Below are 23179 nucleotides of genomic sequence, written 5' to 3' on the forward strand. Positions count from 1 at the left end.
ATAGTGATTGCAAGCTCCTTATTCCTTCACGCTTCCTACATTTAGACCGACCACAAAATATTTCTGCATGAATGGATAAACTAGCAAAATTGGAACCGAAGCAACGATCGTAACGGCTGCCCGTATGGAGATTGGTGTAACCATGGCATGTACCGACTCCTGAGTCATCCCTGTCCCGTTATTTACACTAGGGTTACTGTTCGAGTTCATAGTAGAGGATAGCAGCTTCATTAATTCATATTGCAATGTACTCAAGTTCTGGCGGGAAGAGGTGTAGATAAACGCATCAAACCATTGGTTCCACGCACCTACTGCAACAAAAAGGGCGATGGTAGCAAGAACAGGTTTACACAAAGGGAAGACTACTTTCATGAATATCTTGAATTCCCCGGCACCGTCGATTCTTGCAGATTCCATAAGACTTTCATGTAAGGTACCAATATAAGTACGGATAACGATCATATTAAATGCACTTACCATGGACGGGATTACATATACCCAGAACGAATTGAGCAAATGAAGATCCTTCATAAGGAAATAGTTTGGAATCAGACCCGCACTAAAATACATGGTAAGGACGAATATAAAGGTAATATGTTTGCGGAAAACATATTCTTTCCGGCTTAACGTATACGCAAGCATCGTGGTTAAAAATAGATTCAGGATCGTAGATATCACTGTTCGTGCTACCGAAATCCAAAAAGCATTATAAATTGTACCTGAGGCAAAAACCGCTTTGTAGTTCTGTATGGTCCACTCTCTAGGCCATAAATAAATGCCGCCGCGGATGGTATCATTCCCCGCATTAAAGGAGACTGCTATAGTATTCAGGAATGGATACAAGGTAACAATAACTAGACAAACCATAAATATAGTATTGAAGGTGCTGAACACTACGGGTTCGAACCTCAGATTTTTCATCCGGTTTCCAGCATTACTTTTTGGAGATTTTTGAGGAATCAATTGAGTTTTTTCCATGATTATAACAGCCTCTCTTCCCCTAGCCGCTTCGCAGTCCAGTTAGCTAATAGCAGCAACGTTACACTTACGACTGTTTTGAAAATACCACCCGCGGTAGCTAAGGAATAATTCCCTTGCGCTATACCATATTTCAATACAAATATATCAATCGTTTCCGACCAATCTACGACAAGCCCGTTTCCTAACAAGTACTGAACCTCAAATCCAGCTTCCAGTACATGTCCTACGGACATTATTAACAGGATTACAATGGTTGCTTTCATGCCCGGCAAAGTTACATGACGCATTTTCTTATACCGGTTCGCTCCATCAATCTCAGCAGCTTCATATAAAGCCGGATCAATAGAGGCGATAGCAGCCAAGTAGATGATAGTACTCCATCCGACTTCTTTCCAGACGTGTGAAGCACCTACAATACCCCAGAAATACTTCCCTTCACTCAACCAAAGGATCGGTGAATCAATGAGATGCAATTTCATGAGCACGATGTTTATAATCCCGTCATTAACCGAAAGAGAAGTAGCTACAATGCCTGTTACAATAATCCAAGAGAGGAAGTGAGGCAAGTAGGATATGGTCTGAACGGTTCTTTTCCAAAATACATTTTTGATCTCATTAAGCAGCAATGCCAGTATTATCGCAGTCACAAATCCTAGAACTAGATTAATTAGGCCCATGGCCAACGTATTGCGCAGTACTCTCAAAAAGCTATCGTCCGTAAAAAGAAACTTGAAGTGTTTTAAACCCACCCATGTTTGTTCACTAAATGCTCTAGCTGGTTTATAATCTTGGAAAGCCATCGTCCATCCCCAGATGGGAACATAAGCAAATAGTATAATATAAAGCATTAATGGAACCGACATCCAAATCAGCTGTTTCTGATTCTTAATCAAGGTCATTGTAATCGGTTGCTTCTTTTTTCTTTTAGGATGCCGGTTAACTTTTTTCCCCGTTAATATCTCATCCATATATGTTTTCTCCCCACATCATCCATATATTTCAGAAAGTGGTTGGCCTAATAAGCCACCACTTTCTGATTTTTAAGCAAGCTCTAACTATTTAACACTCCAAGTATCAAATCTCCATTTAAGCTGTTCATTGATTTTGTCTTCATAGGCTTTGACATTCGCTTTACCAATTTCTCCAACAAAGTCATTCCAAACCTTATCGAATTCTGATGGACTGGCCAAGATTGCTTTTGGCAGGTATTTGGTTCGCAATTCATTCAGCTTCGTTTCGGCAATTTTGGCATCTGAGCCTTCAACAAGATCTATGGACCAAGCTGGATAAGCTACTGGGTTCGGCTCAGGCTCGCTGAAGAAATCCACATAACTGTTGTAGCCATAAGCATCAAGAATTTCCTTGTCATACGGCTTGAGTGCAGCCCGGTATTCTTCTGGTTGAGCCGCAGCATCTGTTGAGTTTCCATCCTCAAAGAATCCTTGCAATTTCGGAGCTGTAGCATACCAAGCATCTGCTTTGTTGCTGAGCTTCCATGTAGCATCAACTGCGTTCTTCCGTTGTTCTTCATTTCTTATAAAACGGCCATTTTCCACTTGATAATCTTCACCTTCAATACCCCAAGTGAAGATTTTTTGCCAATCTTCTTGAATCAATGTATCCATTAGTTTAATAATTTTTTCAGGGTTTTTGGCATTGATACTGATCCCGAAGCCATTATTCAAGTTCAGCGCTGGGCGATCCAGATAATAATCTTTAGTGCTGGTATCAAACACAAGTGGAAGTCCTACATAAGTTCTTTCATCTTTACCTTGTGTCCGGAGTGAATCTTCTGCTGAACCAAAGTTCCAGTGCTGATCAAACATTCCCAGAACGGCTCCACTAGACAGTTTCGCCAAATATTGATCGTAGTTTTGCACAAATGTTTCTTGGTCGATAACGCCCAATTGGTTCATTTCATTAAGCTTTTGATAGTACTGCTTAGCATAGTCTTTATCTGCGAAGATTTCTGCAACGTTATCATTAACTACTACCCCGCCATCATTAGGGTGTCCGATCAGATGCTGAGGAGCGTTAAACAACCCCCAGTTTCTCCAGTCGTTGTTAAGAATTTCGAATCCGATGGTTGGCGTTCCATCGATGGTTGGATTTTTTTCTTTATATTTCACAATGAGGTCAAAATACTCGTCCAAGGTCTTCACCTGTGGGTAACCAGCATCTTTCAGGATGTCCTTCTGAATCCAGAAAGCAGGACCTGCATAATAGGTTGTATTCACTTTACCGTTATACGCACCATAATTCGGAAGCGTATAAATATGTCCATCATTCGGGTCTTTCATCATGTTCCAGTAATCTGCGTAATGCGCTTTCAAATTTGGAGCATATTGTTCAATCAAATCTTCAAGCGGGATAAAAGCTTCCGCTCCTGTCAGCTTAGTATTGGCAGTCATCAAATCCGGATAATCCTGACCGGCAATCATTACGCCTAGCTTCTGGTTAAGATCCCCAGCTAAGAATTCGAAATTGAAGGATGCGCCTGTTTTTTCTTTAATCATTTTATAAATTTTATTATCTGGTGTTGGTTGCTGGCCTGCTTCTCCAAGAAAGATACTAATTTCAAAAGGTTCAATCTTCTCAGAATCTGTTCCTGCAGCAGTTGAAGTGGCTGTTTCTGCTGGTTTGTCTTCCCCTTTAGCCGTCGTATTGTTGCTGTTATTTCCTCCGCACCCTGCTAAGGTAAAGCTTAGGGATAACACAGCAATCAGACTAAGTTTCCATTTGGATATTAACTTGCCCCCCATAAAGCACCTCCATATATTTGTTGGTGTAACAATGTTGTAAGCCCTTACAAGTTAAATTATAGAGGTGATAATCTTCTGAAAATACGCCAGAATTAAAGATGTACCCCCAAAAAGTTTAGGTATTAGTGTTTTTAAATTCGTTAGGGCTCATATGCAGCTTTTTTTCAAATTGCTTGAGGAACTGACTATAATTGCCATAGCCCACTTTTTCAGCGATTTCACTATTTTTTAATTTATTTTGTTGAAGTAAATGTACTGCCTCTTTTATTCGGAGGTTATGCAGCTGTTCATTGAAATTAATACCGTTCTTCTTGATCAATAATTGGCCCAGATATACCGGGTGCAGGAAAAAAACCTCTGATAGTCTCTTAATAGTAAGACATTCGCGAAAATGCTCTTCAATATAATTGTTAATCTCCTGAACAATCCCCTGTGATTTTAGGTTTTGTTCCTTAAGAAGGATATCGATACTGGCCTCGCCGCAGAATAGCAAATTACGCATTAAGTCCGTCAAGGTGATCATTGAGTCTAACATCGCGGGGATTCTAATTTGATTAGATAAGGAGGACTCATGAACTTCACTGGCTTCCGAGGTAAACTCAATAATCTTATACATCATATGAATAACAATTTTCTTCACAACCTCTGGAGCGATGCGCTGTTCCCGGAAACTGCGGGCTGCCGAGTTCACAGCTTGGCTAAAGCCTGCGGAGTCCAGGGTGTTAATCGGTCTTATCAAGTCATCTATCAGTTGAATTTGATCATAATGATAACTAAAGGGACTATCCTTAATCTCCTGATAAGTCAGGATCTCTACATTTTCAGAATAATAAAAATAATACATTAATGTTTCTTTCGCCATTCGGTAACTGTTCCCGATCTGAAGCAAAGAGCCTACACCAGCACCTGCTGCAATATATAAAGCTTGTTTGGGGTGTTCATTCAGCAAAGGAGTTGCAATCTGATCGATCACAGCTCCCTCAGTGGACAATAAATTGTATCCATATACGATTCCAAAACAATGACTTTCCAGATCCATCAGAAACATCGAATCTTTATCGGTTAGGAGGGCTGAGGCTTGCTCTCTGATCTCCGTATATAAAACCGGCTCTATCTGTATCAAACAAATATTCCAATGGCTTTTACCTTCCGATAGTCGGTTCAGTACCTCCTGATTCGACTGCTCAGCTTTCTCATGCAGCATTCCTTTCAGGAGAGAAACAGCCTCCTCCGCGGAGGCTATTTGATTTAAACTGCGCTTCTGAGCTTCCTGCTCCAGCTCCTGATATATCTCCAGCAATTCTTCTGCCGCCTCTTCCGGAAACACTGGCTTCATCAGATAATGATTAATTCCATAGTGTATAGCTGTCTTGGCATATTCAAACTCACTATAACCACTTAGTATGGCAAATTTGATCTCCTTAATCTCAGCTTGTTGCCAAGCTGCGACCATCTCCAGCCCATTCATTAGCGGCATATTAACATCCGTAATTACAAGATCTGGCTCTAGCTGTTTCATTAGCTCCAGCCCCTCTTTGCCATTGCTGGAGGTTCCACATACCTCAAAGCCAAGCTCCTGCCAATTAATCCACAGCTGCATCGCTTCAAGCGCACTAGGCTCATCATCGATCAATAATACTTTGTATTTCATTGGGGGTCCCTCACTTTCTAGCTATTCTTCCGTTCCAGGAGTTTTAGTGGAATGTCAAAAGTGACAATGGTCCCTTCATCCGGAACGCTGCTGATATCAAAACGGACCTGATCTTCATAGTACAATTCTAATCGGCGGTACACGTTGCGGATTCCGATATTCGTTCCCGAAGACGCTTCATTTTGAACATTACCTAATAATTCTTGCAGCTTCTCTGGCTCTATCCCTTTACCGTTATCAGAGACGGTAACTTTTAATCGTCCCTCCTCCACTAACGTCTTCACTTTTATCACACCTAGTCCCTCTATGGCCTGTAGACCATGTTTGCAGGAATTCTCAACGAGCGGCTGCATGCTTAGCTTGGGAATCTTATATTGAAGCGACAGCTCATCGATCTCAAATTGATAGTCGAATTTATCCCTGAACCGGAATTTTTCAATTTTCAAATACATCTCGATGAAAGTCATTTCTTCTTCCAAGGTAACGAGATCCTCTTTCCAGCTCAGCAGCCGTCTAAGTAATTTCGATAAACTCTTAATGATATCCGTAACATCCGAGTAATTATTTTTAGTACAGACCACCAAAATGGCATTTAACGTATTAAACAGAAAATGCGGATTCATCTGACTTTGCAGAAAATTCAGTTCAGCTCTTACTCTTTCCATCTCCAGATTATTTTTTTGAATCTCCAGTTTATATACATCATTGATCAAGGAATTAATGGTAGTGGTCATCCTGTTAAAATTACGGATCAAGCCCCCGATCTCATCCTGACCTTCATCAATCCGAATCAGCTCAAATTTCTCATTGGATACTTTCTGCATATGTCTGGATAACCGTTTCACCCGATAATTATAGGATCTTAACATCACATATAAAAAAGCGGTTGTGATTAGCGTGACAATGGACGCCAGAATCCCTGCATAAATCCTAATCTCCATTATCGCTTGGGTAATACGCTCACCTTGTGTAATTCCTATTATCCGCCAGCCTTTTATATAACTAGCTCCGCCGACGGGTACAATATGCACATCCTCCTTGCGCTCATCATCCTGCAGCTTGAACACGGGATAAGGTTCCGTGGTGCCTCTTTGATACCCGCTTTGGGCAGACATAATAATCTCGTCCTGCTCGTTAACCAGATAAAGACTCAAGTAATCTTTTTCCCTGATAATCACGTCATATATTTTACTGAGATCCAAGTCAATTCTAAGCAGCTTTTCAAATTTATTGTATGAGCTGTAAGCGTCCATTCGCTCAATAACACTCAAATAAGGCGCTGTAGAAATCACACTAGAGATGTCACTCATATGATAAGCGGCAAGAAACAGATGTTTATTCGCAGCCTTCGACTGCTTATACCATTCACTATTCATAACCTTTTCATTGATGACCTGATAGTTGCTGCCAGAAACAATGGAATCATTGTTCGTGAATACAGTAATCCGTTCAATCTGATTGTTCACCGGCATATAGCTATTCATGCGGCCTCTTAGCTGTTCATCAAAAGTGTCATAGAATTCAATAGAGTTCCCATACGTCCGCTCAAGCAATTCATACAGGTTCTTATCAGCAGAAAGCGTATAGCTGACAGCTACCCCACCTTCAATGAAGTCATGAATATCCTTTCGGGCTCTTTCTAAGGATATCTCTAGATTCTGCTGCTCTCTCGATTTGATCAGATCGGAAATCCGATCCAAAAAAACAAGGTTAATAATAATGATAGGGAGAAGAACACCTATGATATAAATAAGGGAAAATTTATAATTCAAGGGAATATCATTCACTACTTTTCTAAATCTGAATTTTTTTCTCTCCATATGAAACACCTTGCTTCCCCTAGAGCTGTTGGTTCTTATTCTCATTTTTATACACGGATGGTACTACCCCTACAAGCAGCTTAAACTTATCTATAAAATAATCAGTGTTAGAGAATCCCACCTGCACCGCTATATCCGATATCTTTAACTGTGTTCGCTTCAGCAGACTTTTTGCCTCTTCAATCCGTTTGGCATTTAGGTATTCACTAAAACCCTGACCCGTTTGCTTTCTGAACAGTTGTCCCAAATAGGTAGAATTAATATGAAATTGTTGTGCCAAATCCTGAAGCTTTAATTTATTCCGAAATTCCCGATCCACATACTGAATAACCTTGTAAATCGTATTTTGTTCATTCTGCTGCTCTAGTTCAGACAGATAGACGGCAGCCCGTTCACACAGACTTTGTACATAACGGCTTAATATAAAATAATCACTAAGCTCACCTAGATTTCCGTATTCTTGCTGAAGCTTAATCATAATCGTATCCGGGTCTCCATTCATTTGAGCTATAATTCTACAGATCGTAAGCTCTAAATGGGCCACTTTTGCTTTTACAACTTCAAGGGTCAGCAGATTCTCGACGAAAGCAGTGAACGCTTCTTTTACACAAGGCTGGATCTGTTCCGTATCATTCGTTTGGACCTTATGCAGCAGCTGTCTGAAATGATCCTCATGAGGTTCTTCCTTTTTCAGGCTCCTAAGCTCACTATAATAAAAGACCCCTCTTTTCTGCTGATGCGTTTTTCGTTTCCATACCTCAAGTGCCTGCCTATAAATCTCTCGAATCGAGCTCACCCCGACCATTCTGCTGCTAAGTGCTAGAAAGACCAGCTCCTGTGATTGTTCAGTGAGATCTGAATGCATCTGGTTGACGATAGTCTCCAGGCTCTCATTGCCGATAGAAGCAGACTGAAGAATGATCCCCGCTCTTCCCGATCCGTCTTGAAAGAAGCAGAAGTGTTCCTCGGAAAAATAATCACTTATCTGCGGTTGGAATGGATTCATAGAGGAGGCCGGTTCGATAAGAATACACATTAACTCTGCATCCGCTTGAAGCTTCAAGGTGTTTCGGGTTAGAAGCTCTAAATTTTCGTTATACTCCCCTTGGATCAGGCGGTTGATGATATTATTTACGATAAAAAATTGCTTTTTATCAAACTCCTCATTGGAAGCGATTTCATTTTGGATTATTGGAGTGATCCTGCTTAATAAAGCCTCTATTTCTTCATCATCAATGGGTTTTAATAAATATTCATTTACCCGCTGGCGCAATGCCGTACGTGCATACTTGAAGTCATCATATCCAGACAGAATCACAAATTTAGGAGGTTTCTCCATGACCTCATTCAACTTTGTAATAAGCTCAAGTCCGTTAATTACAGGCATATTAATATCCGTAAGAACCAGTTCCGGTTTATTCTCCTGGATAAGCCTCATCGCATCCGTGCCGTTTTGAGCTTCACCACAAACTTCATAACCGAATTTTTCCCAGTCGATCATCGTCCTTAGCCCCTCAAGAACCCAGGGTTCATCGTCCACGATCAGAACCTTAAGCATGATGTTCGCTCCAATCTTATTAAGTTAAGCCCGCGCTTTACACCAAAATATATAGATCATGCTATCATACTTGGATAATGATGTGAATTCATAAATTTTCCTTCTTTTGTTTAAAACAGTACTTTTTTTACTTGAAAAAACGTACAAAAAACGACGTATCCTAAATTTCAGATACACCTTTACAAGGGCCCATCATTCCATTATCATGGTTTACATCGAGTAAAGAATTACATAGTGTAAACCATATGGGAGGGCTAAGATATGAGCAGCTTATCTAAGTCTGCTAGATTTCCACTTTTCATTCTGATGTTGAATCTATTTATCGCTTTATTAGGGCAAGGTATGGTTATTCCCATTCTACCTGAGTATCTGAAGCTGTTTAATGCGTCAGGAGCTGCTGCCGGATATCTTATTGCAGCTTTTGGAGCAGCACAGTTTATTTTTTCACCTATAGGGGGACAGCTTTCGGATAAATGGGGAAGAAAATCAATGATCATTTCCGGAATGTTTTTAACCGTACTTTCAGATCTGATATTTGCTGTCTCTACGACATTGCCCCTACTCTATGTCGCTAGATTTATTGGGGGTATAGGTATCGGAATCATGGTTCCTTCCAATATGGCCTACGTCGCTGATATCACTACCCATGAAACCCGCGCTAAAGGTATGGGGTACTTGGGGGCTTCCATGAATTTGGGTATGGTGCTTGGTCCAGGGTTAGGCGGCATTATCGCTGGGTTTGGCATACGCATGCCTTATTTTTTTGCGGGTGGACTTGGGCTTATCGCTACGATACTTTGTTTTTATATGCCAGAGACACTCCCAAAGGAAAAACGGAAATCCGTTAACAAACAGGCCCCTCGGGAATCCATTCGTAATCAAATCGTAAATTCATTCCGGACGTCCTATTTCCGCTATCTTTTGCTCATTCTGATCATGACATTTGGTCTGATGAATTATGAAACGGTGTACGCCCTTTTTGTGGAACAAAAATACGGTTTTGATGCAACGAAAATCTCAATCATTATTACGGTTGGTGCTGTTATAGGCATTGTTGTACAGATCTGGCTGCTTGATCATCTGATTAAAAGACTTGGCGAGATAAAGCTTATACGTATATCATTGGTGATGACCGCTATAACCTTATTGTTGATGATATTCAAGATCAATTTAGGTTATTTATTAGTTGTATCCGGTTTATTTTTTGCTTTTAATGCTTTTTTACGACCCACAGTAAGTACATTGATTGCCAACTCAGCTGGTGATCGGCAAGGATATGCTGCCGGATTAAATACAACGTATACCAGCATTGGAAACATACTTGGACCCATTTTAGCGGGATTGATGTTTGACAAACACATGGATATCCCCTATATTTTTGGGGCAATTATCCTGGCATCTGCCTTTTTCATCACCTTACAAAAACCAAAAAAAGAACAAGAAAGGAGTGTAACCCATGACTGAGAACTGGCACCAGAATTTAAAAAACAGAAACCGGGAAGAATTGATTGCTGCGGCGAAGGATCTTTTTATGAAGCAAAGCTTTCTCAAAGTTAATATTAAGGATGTCTGCGACGTGGCTGGTGTAAGCCGGGTTACCTTTTATAAGCATTTCCAGTCCATGAACGAACTGATTTTTGAGGTCCAGATGGAAATCCTGGAGAGCATGACGCAATTTGTTAGAAACGCACCTTCTTCAATTGAAATGAATGGTAAGCAAATGCTTGCTTCGATGCTTAATGCTTGGATTGATTATGCCCGGCAACACCCAGGTTACATCAAATTCATTCTTCTATTCGACTTGCATTTTGAAGCCTATGATTACAGTAAAGAACTCAAAGAAAATTACAGAAATTTTGTGATGCGGGGTAAAGAACGACATTTCTTAATGGATGCTCTGGAGGCCGGAGTTAAAGATGGATCATTAAAATTTGATACAGAACCCTTATCCACTGCTCATTTCATCTTCACGTCTATGATGGGTTTATTGCAGAAAATGAGCCTGATTTCCAAAGACGATTTCAACAACGAACTTCAGGATATTCAAATTGCTAACCGATTTGTGGACATGTTAGTTCAGTATTTAAGTACAGAAAGTGATGAATCTCCTGCCTTGAAGTAAGGGGACCCATCACTTTCTCCGTAATAGAAAGAAGTAGTTAAATGAAATTATTCTGCTTTAAGGAGCGGTTAGACTCATGTTTGATTAACCATTCTTTTCTGGCAAGCCCGCCTCCATAGCCCCCCAATTCACCATTGCTATTTATCACTCGATGACATGGAACCAAGATTGAGAGTTGATTGGTGCCATTCGCCCTTGCTACAGCGCGGCAAGCAGAAGGATTGTTGATTTTCTCTGCAAGCTCCTTATAAGAAGCTGTCTGTCCCAGAGGTATTTTCCGGAGTTCATTCCACACCTTTTGCTGAAAGTCTGAGCCCAGATAACGAACCGGCGTTGTAAATTCCGTAAGTTCACCGGTGAAATACAGCTTCAATTCCTCCTCAATTTGGTCAAGGACGGCTACCTTTTCAGGTAATATAGTTGCATTTAAGCGAATGCGTAATCTCTTGATTTCATTTTCAAGTCCCTTGCGATCCACAAATTCCAGCAGTAAAAGACTCTCTTCATCGGAGATGGCCAGCATAGAACCCAATATCGTTTCTATCCAAGTACAGTACAGCACTTTAATCTGCTTGGAATGATTCGGGACAGTCCCCATCGTTCGTGAAAAAGCATCCCTAAACCCATTGCTCGAATCGTACCCGCTTTCCAGTTGTGCGTTAATGATTGAATCCCCATTCCTAATATGTTTGAATGCCAGTCCTAAACGTCTAGAACGTGCATATTCGATAAAGGTCATTCCAAATTGTTTCTTAAATTGGCGGCGTGCCGTGTTTGCACTAATAGACAGCTCATCAAAATCTTTATCTGTCCATTTTCGTTCCGGATTGCTCTCAATAGCTTCTACAAGCCGCTTTACTTCAGGAGACATTTTTGTTGGATTGGATAGCGGCTGACACCTTTTACAAGGTCTATATGAAGCTAATAAGGCTTCCTTGGCTGTAGCAAAAAACTCACAATTTTCTTTTAATGGCTTTTTAGCCGGACAAGTTGGCCTACACATGATGCCCGTTGTTTTCACTCCTACAAAAAATACGCCCTCATAATTCGAATTTTTCTCGACCAGCATCTTATAATATTTATCGATATCCTGCTCATTAGTTATCATAGTGTGGTTAGCTCATTTCTAAATAAAGTCCTGAGGCGTCAAGCGTTTGCCGGGCATTTTCTTGGAGGTTATGTTGTGCCTGAAAGAAACTACGCGGTCCATAGCTAATCCGTTTCACGCCAATATTTTGCAATTCATGATTTGAAAGCATACCGTCCATAACCATAATATTCACAGGCAGTGGCGATTTTTCAACAAATTGTTCAATCAAGCTTGGATCAGCGAGCCCCGGTATAAAAATCCCATCCGCTCCAGCGTCAGCATAAGCATAGGTACGTTCTATAGCTTGATTCACTAGATCCATCGAATGTTCCTTAGCCTTGAAAAAGATATCCGTTCTAGCGTTAATAAACACGCGCTTTTGCAGTTTGGAGGCTACTTGTTGTATGGTTTTGATCCTCCGGCTTTGTTCGCTGGTCTCCCATAGTTCATTGTTAGGATGATTTACGATCTGATCTTCAAAATTGATACCACAGATATCTAATTGAAATAACTGCTCCATGTTATGCGCTAAAATATCCTCATCTATAGCATATCCACCTTCGATGTCTACGGTCAATGGAACCGCTACTCGTTCGGCAATCTTTGAAATCATCCAAAGCATAAACTCAAATGTAAGCTGTTCACCGTCCGAATATCCCCACGCTTCCGCCATGGAATAGCTGCTAGTTGCTACCGCCTTTGTTCCAGCTTGCTCTATTGCTTTAGCCGAGGCTACATCCCAGCAGTTGTACAGGATCAGTGGATTTTTTTGATCATGCAGCGTTTTAAAATAGTCATAGTTTTTAGTGTTCATAAGTGGTCATCTCCATTTAGTTAAGAATAGAACCACTATATAATAGACATCCATTATCGATACCAGAAAAATTAACACCAATCTTTTTTTCCACAAAAAAAACACCGATAGATAATCTAATCCTCTCAGGATCAGATCATACCATCGATGCCAGTTTGCCGATTAAAGTTCTACCTTACGGAGTGATTGTTTTGGTGATGGTTTGGAAGACTTTTTCCCTGTCCCCATCGGTAGGATTTGTGGAGCTGCGATCCCGATCAGAACTACGATAATCCCGATCCAGCGAAGTAATGATACCTCTTCTTGCAGAACTAACACGGAGGCTACTACAGCTGCCGGTAACTCCGCTGCCCCTAAAATCGCGCCTAGACCTGAACCCAGCTTCGGAACCCCGATCGAAAAGAACAGAACTGGAATTACGATGCCCAACAAACCTAGAGGTAGGCCGTATTTCCAAAGCCCATCGGTAATCGCACCGTCATATAAAAACGAAGGCGAAAAAACAGTCATAATAATAACCATTGCACTAGTGGTCATATACAAGCTTTTATTAACGGCAGGCACCTGCGTAGCTACTCTTCCACTCACAAAAATATAGAAAGCAAACGACACGGCTGACATTAAGCCAAAAATCACACCAGTGGTCGTAATTCCACCTATACTCGGCTCAAGGATGCCCCCCGCTAATACTGTACCAATTAGAAGGATAACCATCGAAATCACTTTTTCCCGACTAGGAAGTTTTCGATCTACAACTGCCTCCAGAATTACACCGATCCAAGTAAATTGGAATAACAGTACAATCGCAATCGAAGCAGGTAATTGTTCAACGGCGAAGCCATAAAATATGCCAGTTAAACTGATGGTGATCCCAGCGGCTAATAATTTCCCGCCTGTTTTTAACCCTAATTTCTTTCGAGAAAATAATAAGACCAGCAAGAGCAGCATACACCATCCAAAAAAGTATTGTGATCCTACCAATTGTTTCATTCTAAAGCCATCGTTCATTCCAAGCTTGACGATCGTAGAGAGTGAGCCATAACTACAAGCGCCTAAAAAAACTAGTAAAGCATATTTGAATAACTTCATATTCATCGTAAACCTCTTCCCTTTCTCTTGAGCAAGTTCATTAACATAATAAAGCCCCTTGTCATCGAAATGACAAGGGGCGATTGAAACCAAAGAATACATCTTTGACAAAATTCCGCCACTCCATCCACTGGATAGAGTTTGGTTTATTTACTTATAACAACTCCAATCATAATATGATAAATCACACAGGGTGTCAACTTGAAATTTAAGGATTTAGCTGGAACAATCGATAGACAATAACAGCTGCCTGAGCACGAGTTGTATTGGCTTTAGGTGCAAAGTTATCTTTGCCCACACCTTGAATAATCTTTGCTCCGCTCATGAATTGTACAGCCTCACGAGCGTAGGCTGAAACGTCAGCGGCATCATTGAAATTCACTGGCTGGTCCACTCCCACGACCGTAAGCTTAGCGAGCTGTGCTGCACGATAAGCCATCAACGCCATTTCCTCACGGCTAATCGTTTCATTAGCACCGAAGGTTCCATCAGATCTGCCCTGAATAATTCCTAGCTGCTGAGCAGCAGCAACAGAGCTGTAGTACCAAGCATCCAGCGAAACATCCTTAAATGTACTTGCCGCATTACCTTCCTCTAGCTCTAATGCAAGCATCAGCATCTTTAGGAACTGTGCCCGAGTTACATTCAGCTGTGGCCCGAAATTATGATCTCCGGTGCCATTCAGGATGTCTCTGGCGGCGAGGGCTTGAATGCTATTTTGTGCCCAGCCTAGTCCAGCGATATCCTTAAAGGAATTTTCCGCATATGCTACTGCGAATCTGCTGGAATTGTCTGGTCTAAAGATGATCTTGCCAGTTGTCAGATTAAACTGAGAGTTTCTAACCACCTCCACAGTCCCGTCTTCACGGATTTGGTAGACTACTATTTGTTCTACACCTGAAGTTGTCTTTGGTTTGTAATCCCGTTCAACCTTCAGTCCACGCCCAAAGCTGTCAAACTGTTTGCCATCAACAAAGAACTTAAACTCATAAATATCCCCGACATCTGTCTGAAGCGACAGTGTCTTCGCGTCAACTTTGCCAACTACAAGCTTCACGCTTGCGGCGTCAGATCCTGCCATCTCAAGAAGCAGGTCAGCATTTATTCGGAACGTAGACAATCCCATGTCTATTTCTAAAAGTTGAATTGCTTTTGCTCCAGCCAACTCACGAGCTGGCAAGGTCAGTTCAACCACCGAGCTGGCAGAGGCTGGCTTCACTGTGATTCTCAATACTCCATTCTGCATTGAGCCAATTGCTTGTTGCAGAATCGCTGAGGATACCTCTGCAATAGCTTTACCATTCACATCCGCTGTCACAGAAAGAGTAACTCCATCTGCGTTCACAGTTGGTTCCGGTTGTTTCACTGGTTTGACTGTCGTTGAAGATGAAGTACCGCCCGATTCTGAAACCTGCGATTTTGCCTTAATCTCAATGGACATCATGCCTACAACACCAGAGCCATCTTTAGCTGTCGCTTTCACGGTTACCTTGCCTGCTGCAATTGCAGTGAGCAAGCCGGTATCCGTAATAGATACTCGCTCAGTAGCTGATCCATCCTCATTCACCACTGACCAGCTCACTGCTGGATCGGATGCATGGTCCGGCAGGACTACAGCTGCCATTTGCAGGGTTTGCCCTGACTTGATTTCGCTCACATTATCTTTGGAGGAGACTTTTATCTCCATGACGGATATAGGAATGACATGAACAACCGACTGTGCCTCATGCAGGATGTCAAATTCAACATCAGTGTTGGATCCCCGGAAAGAAATAAATCCAAGCGGCACGGTGATTTCACGGGTTGTCTTCTTCGCTTTGAAGATCATTTCTAAGAATTCCGCATCATCGGTCAGGATATTTCCTGCCTCCGTTCCAGCTACACTAACTGTTATTAGACCTGGACTGTCCTCATTAATATGAGTGATGCTGAATCCGTCTGGCAAGGTCTGAGCGGATACGAATTCCACACCAGATACGTCATATGCCATGGTAAAGTCTACAGCATACACTTCCTTGTAGACGGAGGTAGTAACATTTGTAAGCCCTACACGGTAAGTGAAATCCTGTCCTGCCGCCACTGTGACCGGTCCGTTCAGCGTTGCAGCGGGCAGATTACGGGCAATCTCACCTTGTCCGCTGATGTTAATCTCTAGGCTTCCGGATACTCCACTTCCATCTATAGCTCGCGCAGTTACTTGTACGCTACCGTTCTTTCTAGCTGTCAGCAAGCCCTTCTCATTAATAACCGCTTTATCCGTAGAGGTTATCCCATCTGCTTCAGTTACCGTCCAGATAACTTTAGGATTCGTCGCATTTTCTGGAAGCACAGAGGCTTGCAGCTGCAAGGCACCGCCCTTCGACTCAATGCTGCTAATTCCATCTTTACCCGTTACAGTAATTGAAGAGACATGTAACTCAGGTATCTGCTCTTGACCCACTAAGATCTTGGATTGCTGTGGATTCCAGCCATCACTTCCACCAAGCACAGCTTCAATCGTATAGGCAGCCGCCTCTTCTGCTGTTAATTGTTTGGACCAGCTGTGACGTGAAGCTGCATTAGCACCCTCTCCGTAACTTAAAAACTCAGAGAACCGTGCAGTTTTGGAACGACCTTCATACCATTCATGCCAGCCAGTAGCACGAATATGAGCTCCCAGCTCCGTATTAATGAAGGTAGAGCTGCCGTATTCTCTCCATGGCCGGCCCAAGTCAACGGTTCCAGCAGCAACGTCCTCACTGGCAGTTAGTCGATTATTGATGAACACATAACCAGGCTTACCCGCTGCCGTGGAAGGCGCAGTAACATAGCCAGCACCCGCACTTTGAATCACATTATTCTCGAATACAGCAGCGGAATTACCGAAGATAAAGTCCACTGTACCTTCAATATGGCTGTCGACGAAATAAGCTCTTCCCTTATCTGCGAACAGGGTATCCTGATATCCTAGAAGCTTAACATTTCTGTACACTCCCCGGTCTCCTTCAGCATATAAAGCGACTGCCTGACCGGCATCCCGCCCAGCACTGTTCTCAACCGTCATGTTCTCCAGTGTGAAATCAGTTGCAGCAGCCTTTAGTGTATAACTGCCGCTGGTGCCCATTTCTTTACCATCTGAGCCAATGGTTTTCGCGGAGTCACCGTTAATAAGTACGGTACCTTCCCGGCTCTCACCGATGATACTAATATTCATCTTACTAGAAGGTACAAGCACCTTCTCCTTATACGTGCCGTTCTTCACTTTAATAATCGTGGTTAGGGCACTATTATCAGGTGCTGCTTGAATAGCGTCATTAATCGTTTTATAATCTCCTGTCCCATTCTGAGCAACAATAATGACAGGAGCTGGAATTCCCTTGACCACCTCGGATGGAAGACTGGCACCCTTATCACCGATGGCGATTACCGCATATTGATAGGCAGTCCCGTTGCTCAAGCCTTTATCGGTATAATCGGTTGCTTCGATGCCGTCGGCCACGACCGCATAACTGCCACCGCTCTCCGAGCGTAGAATTTGATAGCTGCTAGCTCCATCAGCTACATTCCAAGTCAGATGGATATCAGTGTTGCCAGGCTCAGCACTAACTCCTTGTGGAGCCTGCGGCTGGCCGGAATTCTGGTATGGAACCGCTGAGGCAACAGCTGAATCTAGACTACTACGGGTACCATTTATTGCTTTGACTTTGTAATAATACGGTGTTCCGTTTACGAGCCCACTATCAGTAAAGCTTGTGCCTGATAAATCAGACCCGAGCACTTCATAAGGACCTTTCGCCGATGTGGCACGTTTGACAATATACTGGTTCGCCTCCTCAATCGCTGGCCAGCTTAGTTTCATTACACTGTCACCAGCTTCAATGGAAACCACAGGCGTTCCCAAAGGAGATTGCGGAGTAGCTTCAACAGGCGCTGATTCTTTTCCCTCTCCGGCCACATTGGTTGCAGATACGACGTAACGGTAGGTTTGCCCGTTGGCCAGACCTCCGACGCGGTAAGTTGTGCCGGCGATTTCTTTTGCCACGAGTTCATAGCTGCCTGAAGTCTCATTCCACTTCTTGATGCTGTAGCTAGCTGCATTCTCCACAGCATTCCAGCTGAGATCCAGCTGAGTATTCCGACTTACAGCCGCGAACGATTCTGGCGCAGGCAATTTCACCGCCAAAGCGGACGGGGTAATACTAATTTCATTGGAATTTCCCGATTCACCAGTGGGCGCCATCGCCGAGATAACATAATAATAGGTAGTTTCGTTGGTAACTTCAGTATCAATATATGATGTCTCTGTAATAGCGTTGGCAATAGTCTCATAAGGCCCCCCGCTCTTAAGACTTCTCTTAATATTGTAGGAAGTTGCCCCTTCAAGAGCAGGCCAGGATAGCTGGGCTGCTTGGTTTCCTGGAAGTCCAGTCAGTCCAAGCGGTGTTTCAATCGGCTCAACATAGATCTTTAAATTATCTAAGTAATAATTTCCTGAGCCGCCGCCCGGTGTCTTGGACAAAATACGCCCAATGCCATAGCTGGCGAAATTCGTAGTTGTGAACGGAAAAGAGCCCGCAGGCTGATCATCGATATATACAACCACTTTATCGTTGTTCACATCCACCTTTAGCTTCAGGTTATACCATTGTTTTAGGGAATAAGAGTTCATCAGTTGATGATACTGACTGCTTCCCCTACTCATGGTTAGCGTATATTTACCTGTAGCTTCAGGAAGCGTTGGCTTTCTGCTCTCAATGGAGAATGCCGTTTTGCTTCCATCTGTACTCTGGGCCTGCAGGAACACCGAGGTTCCCGATTCTGTCGCAAACATAAAGTCAGTGTCAATAACGAGTGCACCCGTAATTGGCGCGAATTTGCGGATAAACTGCACGCTGCCGTTCGCACCATCGAACACATTCAACACTTGATCTGACGTATTCCCCTTACTGTCAGACGGTGTGGGAGATACAATAACCTTTTGAATTTCAGTCTGTGGATTTGGAGTCACATCATAATACTCTGGTGTCACACCCACAGCAACCTGTTCAAAGTCTTCATCCACATAATACACATTACCTGCTTCACCTTCAGCCGTAGCGCTGGCCTCATCGGAATCAAAGCTTTCACCAAGCTCATTCACAGCACTGACCACGTAGTAATAAGTTTTTCCGGAGCTGAGTCCGGAATCAGTATACAGGCTATCTTTAATTTCAGTATTGATCGTCTTGTATGGACCGCCTGAAACCTCACTACGTTTAACACTATACGACTTGGCAGAACCAACATCCTCCCAATTCAGCTTCACTTTTTCCTCACCTGCTGTCGCTGTAAGACCACGGGGCGCAGTAGGAAACTGATCACTAAGCGGTTTCAGCTCCACCTCACTGAAGACAGATGCATTATAACGATTAACCTCGTTATCTACCTTAGCGGCATCGGCTGCAAGACCAAAATAAACCGTATCATTCAGGTCAAGCTTCACCGTGCCTACCTTGCTCCATGTTACTTTATCCGGCGATACCAGACCTGTCACTTCATTACCAAGACGAACCAGCTTCACCCAATAAGGTGTATTGATGAAGCTGTCCGGTTCTGTTTTTACCACCTTGGCTCCTGTGGTGGAGCGGGTAATCATAACTCCCTTCTTGCCATATTTGACATAAGGGATTGCCAGCATTGTCATTTTAGAGTTCTCATTGAGATTATCACGAATCATGACACCTGCTTTGGCATAATCGTCAGTTCCCGTTACGGAGTCGATTCTAGCAATAATTTCACCATTGCCTGTCAGGGTTTGATAAGCAAACTGAAAGTTATCAACAGCCGTTTCACTCTCTGATGTTGCTCCGATAAGTCCAGCCGATTTGAGCGTAATCTTCCCGCTATCCGGATGAAGCGTAGTCACTCCCGCTATCCCTGGATGGCCAATATCCACCGAAGTCCAAGGAAGAACGGATCCAGACGTGTTGACATGAATAGCCACGTTATCAGATTGTGTCTTGAGACCCTTATTGTCTATAGCCTGAACAACGAGATAATAGGTACCATCCTGCACATTGTTCCAATCGAAACTATAAGGTGCTGTGGTAGCTTCGGCTTGCTTCACACCATTAACGATAAATTCCACCTTAGCAATACCATCACTATCACTGGCAGAGGCTGTAACCTTCACATTGTTGCCTGACTCTATGATTTGGTTATTCACAGGATAATTGATAGCGGTTACAGGATTGTCTGTATGCTCATTCCCTGCTTTTCCCAAAACAATCAGATCATTCAGATACACTTCTAGATTCGTATAGCCCTCCGCAGATAATGTCGTCTTCTTACCATCCTCAGAATCGGTAGGGTCTAGTCCATTAGCAATCTCCCAGCTGTCATCCATACCGTCATGATCCATGTCGATTACATTGGAAGCTGTCTCTGTATAGTCTGGGTAACCGCCTATTTCAATAGGTGAATTAATATGCTGTCCAGTGCGATTCTTCACATCATTAATGACCCGCGCATCGTAAGCATCACGCCTTGGCAGAGTGGCACCGGCATCAGCCATTACATTTACGTAGGCTTCCTCCGCCGACACTGCCGCATAGGGGTTAGGCATCTTTGCCGGCTCCGTAAGCTTAGAGATATCCGAATACTTTTGCACACCCTTCCAGTTGTCTTCAGTAACCTTCGGATTACCATCCATGATGTTCCCATCTATAAACAACCGGGTTTCTGGTGACACTTCCCCAAACAATTGATTTTTTACACTGGTGTAGGTGTTTGGACCATTTTTATAATAATTGTTAGTGATATTATATCGATAATCTTCTGCTCCCCCACCATAGGTCGAAGCGAATCCCCAGTTATAGATAACGTTATTAGACATTTCCGTCAGGTCCACCAATTTGGTCACCGTCGGCAAACGGGGGTTGCGGCTGGTGCTATGAGCAATCAGATTGTGAAGGAAACTGGCATTTTTGCCACCCCAGATTCCTCCGTAGCCGTGACGTCCCTTCTGGTGCGTCGTCATCAGCATACTTTCAGCAGATATCGACCATTGTACGGTAGTATTCTCGTTGTCATACAGACTGACCACTTCATCCACCGACCAGCTGAATGAGCTATGATCGATAATGAGATCCTTATGGTATCTTGATCCAAAAGCATCATCTTCACTAGCTACCCGGTCGCCTAACCGGAAACGCATATAGCGCATAATAATATTGTCAGCTTCAACAGAGGTTGTGTAGTCGGCAATTGTAATTCCGTCACCTGGAGCCGTTTGTCCGGCAATCGTCAGATTTGAGCCGGTAATCTTGAGGGATTCCTTCAGATGGATGGTTCCCCCCACTCGAAAAACAATGGTCCGATTACTTTGGCTTACCGCATCGCGGAAGGAGCCGGGGATCGGAGTTTCCTTGATACCATAATCAGCCAACGTCGTTACTTCATACACAGGTTGAGCTCTTCCGCCGGTTACATATTTGCCGCCGCCTTCCGCGCCCGGAAAAGCAGGAAGCGCTTCCAAAGAAGCGGCCTCGACACCACCAAATGGCATACATGTTGCAAGAAGACTCGCGACCAGCGCCCCGGATAACCATTTTCTCTTCATACAAGACCTCCTAATATCTATTGGAATAAGAAGGGGGCCCTGTCCTCAGAGCAACCCCTTCCTTAGTAAAGCCGTGTGTATTATTCCTTGCCCTGATAACGGAAATATGCGAAATCAGCACTGCTGCCACCGAACTGCTGCATATCATGCGCCGCAATGCCAACAAAATTCCCAGTGAAGCCTCCCGACAAAAAGCTGATATTCTGCGGATCGCCAAGTGGCTTCCACTCCGTATCGTCACCCTTAAGATAAACAAATTGCCCAGCCACTTCCTGCACCTCAACCGCGATCCGCACTGTCTCCCCTGCATTTAGTTCAATCATTACAGGCTCCGCAGTGAATTCATCGCGCTGACAGCGCATTAACCGCAGCACCTTGCCACGTCCTTCTTCATGGCTGATATACGCATAAAGATAGTTATCCTCATTCAGGTATAACAGTAGTCCTGCCATCTGCAGATAAGTATTCGGTTCATATTCAAGCGCTGTTTCGGCGCGGAAGCTTATATCCGTCTGGCGAATAGCCAGAATATGATGCTCAAACAGACTCTGCACGGACTCCCCGGCCCTGATTCTTAACCAGCCCGGTCTTTCAGCAAGGGAACACCAGCTTTCATTCCTAGGAATCCGCAGTGTATTCCAGTTCTTTTTCAATTCCGGACCATTAAAATCATCCTCGAATTCAAGCGTCCGCATTTGGTTCAGGAACTGTGTTCCTTTAGGTGCTGGTACCTTGAGCTGTGGTGTATTACCGCCTGAGGTTAGTCTTAACCAGCCCTCCTCATTCCAGTGCACCTGCTGAACGGCAGTCTCTCTCCCCAGTATGGCGTATTCGCCTTCCAGGGGTCGCGTACATAAATGGGCCATATACCATTCACCTTCTGGTGTCTCTACCAGACTTCCATGGCCTGCACATTGAAGCGGCAGCTCGGGATTATCCCGAGAGGTCAACATCGGATTGAGCGGATCCACCTCATACGGACCAAGCAGCGCCTTGGAGCGCGCTACGGTTACGGCATGCCCCGATCCAGTGCCGCCTTCTGCCGTAATTAAGTAGTAATAACCTCCCCGCTTGTAAATATGCGGCGCTTCCGTCTTCTTCAGCGGCGTGCAATCAAAGATTTTCACAGGTTCACCTATTAATTGGCACTGCTCTGGATCGTACTCCTGAATTACAATCCCGCAGGACTTGTTGCCTTCCGTAATCCGGTAATCCCACAGCTCATTCAGCAGCCATTTGCGCCCATCCTCATCATGATACAGAGATGGATCGAACCCGCTGCTGTTTAGGTATACCGGTTCAGACCAAGGTCCCTCAATACCCTCCGCAGTGATCAGATAGTTATGACAGTCTTTAAAAGGCCGTTTGGTGCTCTTAACATCGGTATAAATCAGATAAAACAAACCGTCATAATAACTAAGCTGTGGAGCCCAGATACTGCAATTTTTCGGATTTCCCCGCAGATCCACCTGATGAGTCAGAATATCTGTGCAATGCTCCCAGTCTGCTAAGTCCGCTGATTGATACACCCTCACACCGGGCAGCCATTCAAAAGAAGAAACAGCAATATAGTACATCTCCCCTGCTCTTACAATACAAGGGTCAGGATTGAAGCCTTTTAATATGGGATTGTGAATAACTCCTGTCTGAATGTTATCTGTAATCATCTTCATACTCCTTCCTATTTCCATACATCCGCACCCTTCACCCAAA

General features: G+C 43.4%; 13 protein-coding genes. 2 read left to right on the forward strand and 11 right to left on the reverse strand.

Annotated elements, in window-relative coordinates; genetic code table 11:
• Positions 1-18: 18 nt before the first annotated feature.
• The 6 genes from NSQ91_RS27220 to NSQ91_RS27245 form a co-directional block, all read right to left on the reverse strand.
• Complete coding sequence (locus NSQ91_RS27220; RefSeq protein ID WP_139329891.1) at positions 19-921, reverse strand: carbohydrate ABC transporter permease; 903 nt, start codon at positions 919-921, stop codon at positions 19-21.
• A 59-nt stretch (positions 922-980) separates the two neighbouring features.
• Positions 981-1949 (reverse strand): ABC transporter permease, encoded by a 969-nt coding sequence (locus NSQ91_RS27225; RefSeq protein ID WP_076130468.1) that lies wholly within the window; start codon positions 1947-1949, stop codon positions 981-983.
• An 87-nt stretch (positions 1950-2036) separates the two neighbouring features.
• A complete protein-coding gene (locus NSQ91_RS27230; protein WP_076280136.1) occupies positions 2037-3743 on the reverse strand; it encodes a sugar ABC transporter substrate-binding protein in 1707 nt (568 codons plus the stop codon).
• Between the two features lie 115 nt (positions 3744-3858).
• The gene (locus NSQ91_RS27235; RefSeq protein WP_076304962.1) at positions 3859-5394 is read right to left on the reverse strand and encodes a response regulator transcription factor; all 1536 of its coding nucleotides are present in this window, start codon (positions 5392-5394) and stop codon (positions 3859-3861) included.
• 17 nt (positions 5395-5411) lie between these two features.
• Positions 5412-7214 (reverse strand): sensor histidine kinase, encoded by a 1803-nt coding sequence (locus NSQ91_RS27240; RefSeq protein ID WP_076302443.1) that lies wholly within the window; start codon positions 7212-7214, stop codon positions 5412-5414.
• Positions 7215-7233: 19 nt separating this feature from the next.
• Positions 7234-8772 (reverse strand): response regulator, encoded by a 1539-nt coding sequence (locus NSQ91_RS27245; RefSeq protein WP_076184797.1) that lies wholly within the window; start codon positions 8770-8772, stop codon positions 7234-7236.
• Between the two features lie 261 nt (positions 8773-9033).
• Between NSQ91_RS27245 and NSQ91_RS27250 the strand changes: the two genes are divergently transcribed.
• The gene (locus NSQ91_RS27250; RefSeq protein ID WP_076302394.1) at positions 9034-10236 is read left to right on the forward strand and encodes an MFS transporter; all 1203 of its coding nucleotides are present in this window, start codon (positions 9034-9036) and stop codon (positions 10234-10236) included.
• Entirely contained in the window at positions 10229-10894 is a 666-nt protein-coding gene (locus NSQ91_RS27255; RefSeq protein WP_076281962.1) for a TetR/AcrR family transcriptional regulator, read from the forward strand. The genes NSQ91_RS27250 and NSQ91_RS27255 overlap by 8 nt, the downstream gene beginning before the upstream one ends.
• Before the next feature lie 37 nt (positions 10895-10931).
• Here the strand turns inward: NSQ91_RS27255 and NSQ91_RS27260 are convergent, their stop codons facing one another.
• The 5 genes from NSQ91_RS27260 to NSQ91_RS27280 all read right to left on the reverse strand — a co-directional run bounded on the left by NSQ91_RS27260 (position 10932) and on the right by NSQ91_RS27280 (position 23133).
• Positions 10932-12002, reverse strand: coding sequence for a bifunctional transcriptional activator/DNA repair enzyme AdaA (locus NSQ91_RS27260; RefSeq protein ID WP_076304963.1), 1071 nt, complete (start codon positions 12000-12002; stop codon positions 10932-10934).
• Positions 12003-12009: 7 nt separating this feature from the next.
• Positions 12010-12798, reverse strand: a complete 789-nt coding sequence (locus NSQ91_RS27265; protein ID WP_076304964.1) for an isocitrate lyase/PEP mutase family protein — start codon at positions 12796-12798, stop codon at positions 12010-12012.
• Between the two features lie 162 nt (positions 12799-12960).
• A complete protein-coding gene (locus NSQ91_RS27270) occupies positions 12961-13887 on the reverse strand; it encodes an EamA family transporter (RefSeq protein ID WP_076130480.1) in 927 nt (308 codons plus the stop codon).
• Positions 13888-14095: 208 nt separating this feature from the next.
• Positions 14096-21466: a pectinesterase family protein gene (locus NSQ91_RS27275; protein ID WP_076304965.1), complete on the reverse strand. Its 7371-nt coding sequence runs from the start codon at positions 21464-21466 to the stop codon at positions 14096-14098.
• A gap of 80 nt (positions 21467-21546) precedes the next feature.
• Positions 21547-23133, reverse strand: coding sequence for a glycoside hydrolase family 43 protein (locus NSQ91_RS27280; RefSeq protein WP_340920735.1), 1587 nt, complete (start codon positions 23131-23133; stop codon positions 21547-21549).
• Positions 23134-23179 lie beyond the last annotated feature (46 nt).

The organism is Paenibacillus sp. FSL R7-0048 (assembly GCF_038004505.1).
Lineage (GTDB): Bacteria > Bacillota > Bacilli > Paenibacillales > Paenibacillaceae > Paenibacillus_AQ > Paenibacillus_AQ odorifer.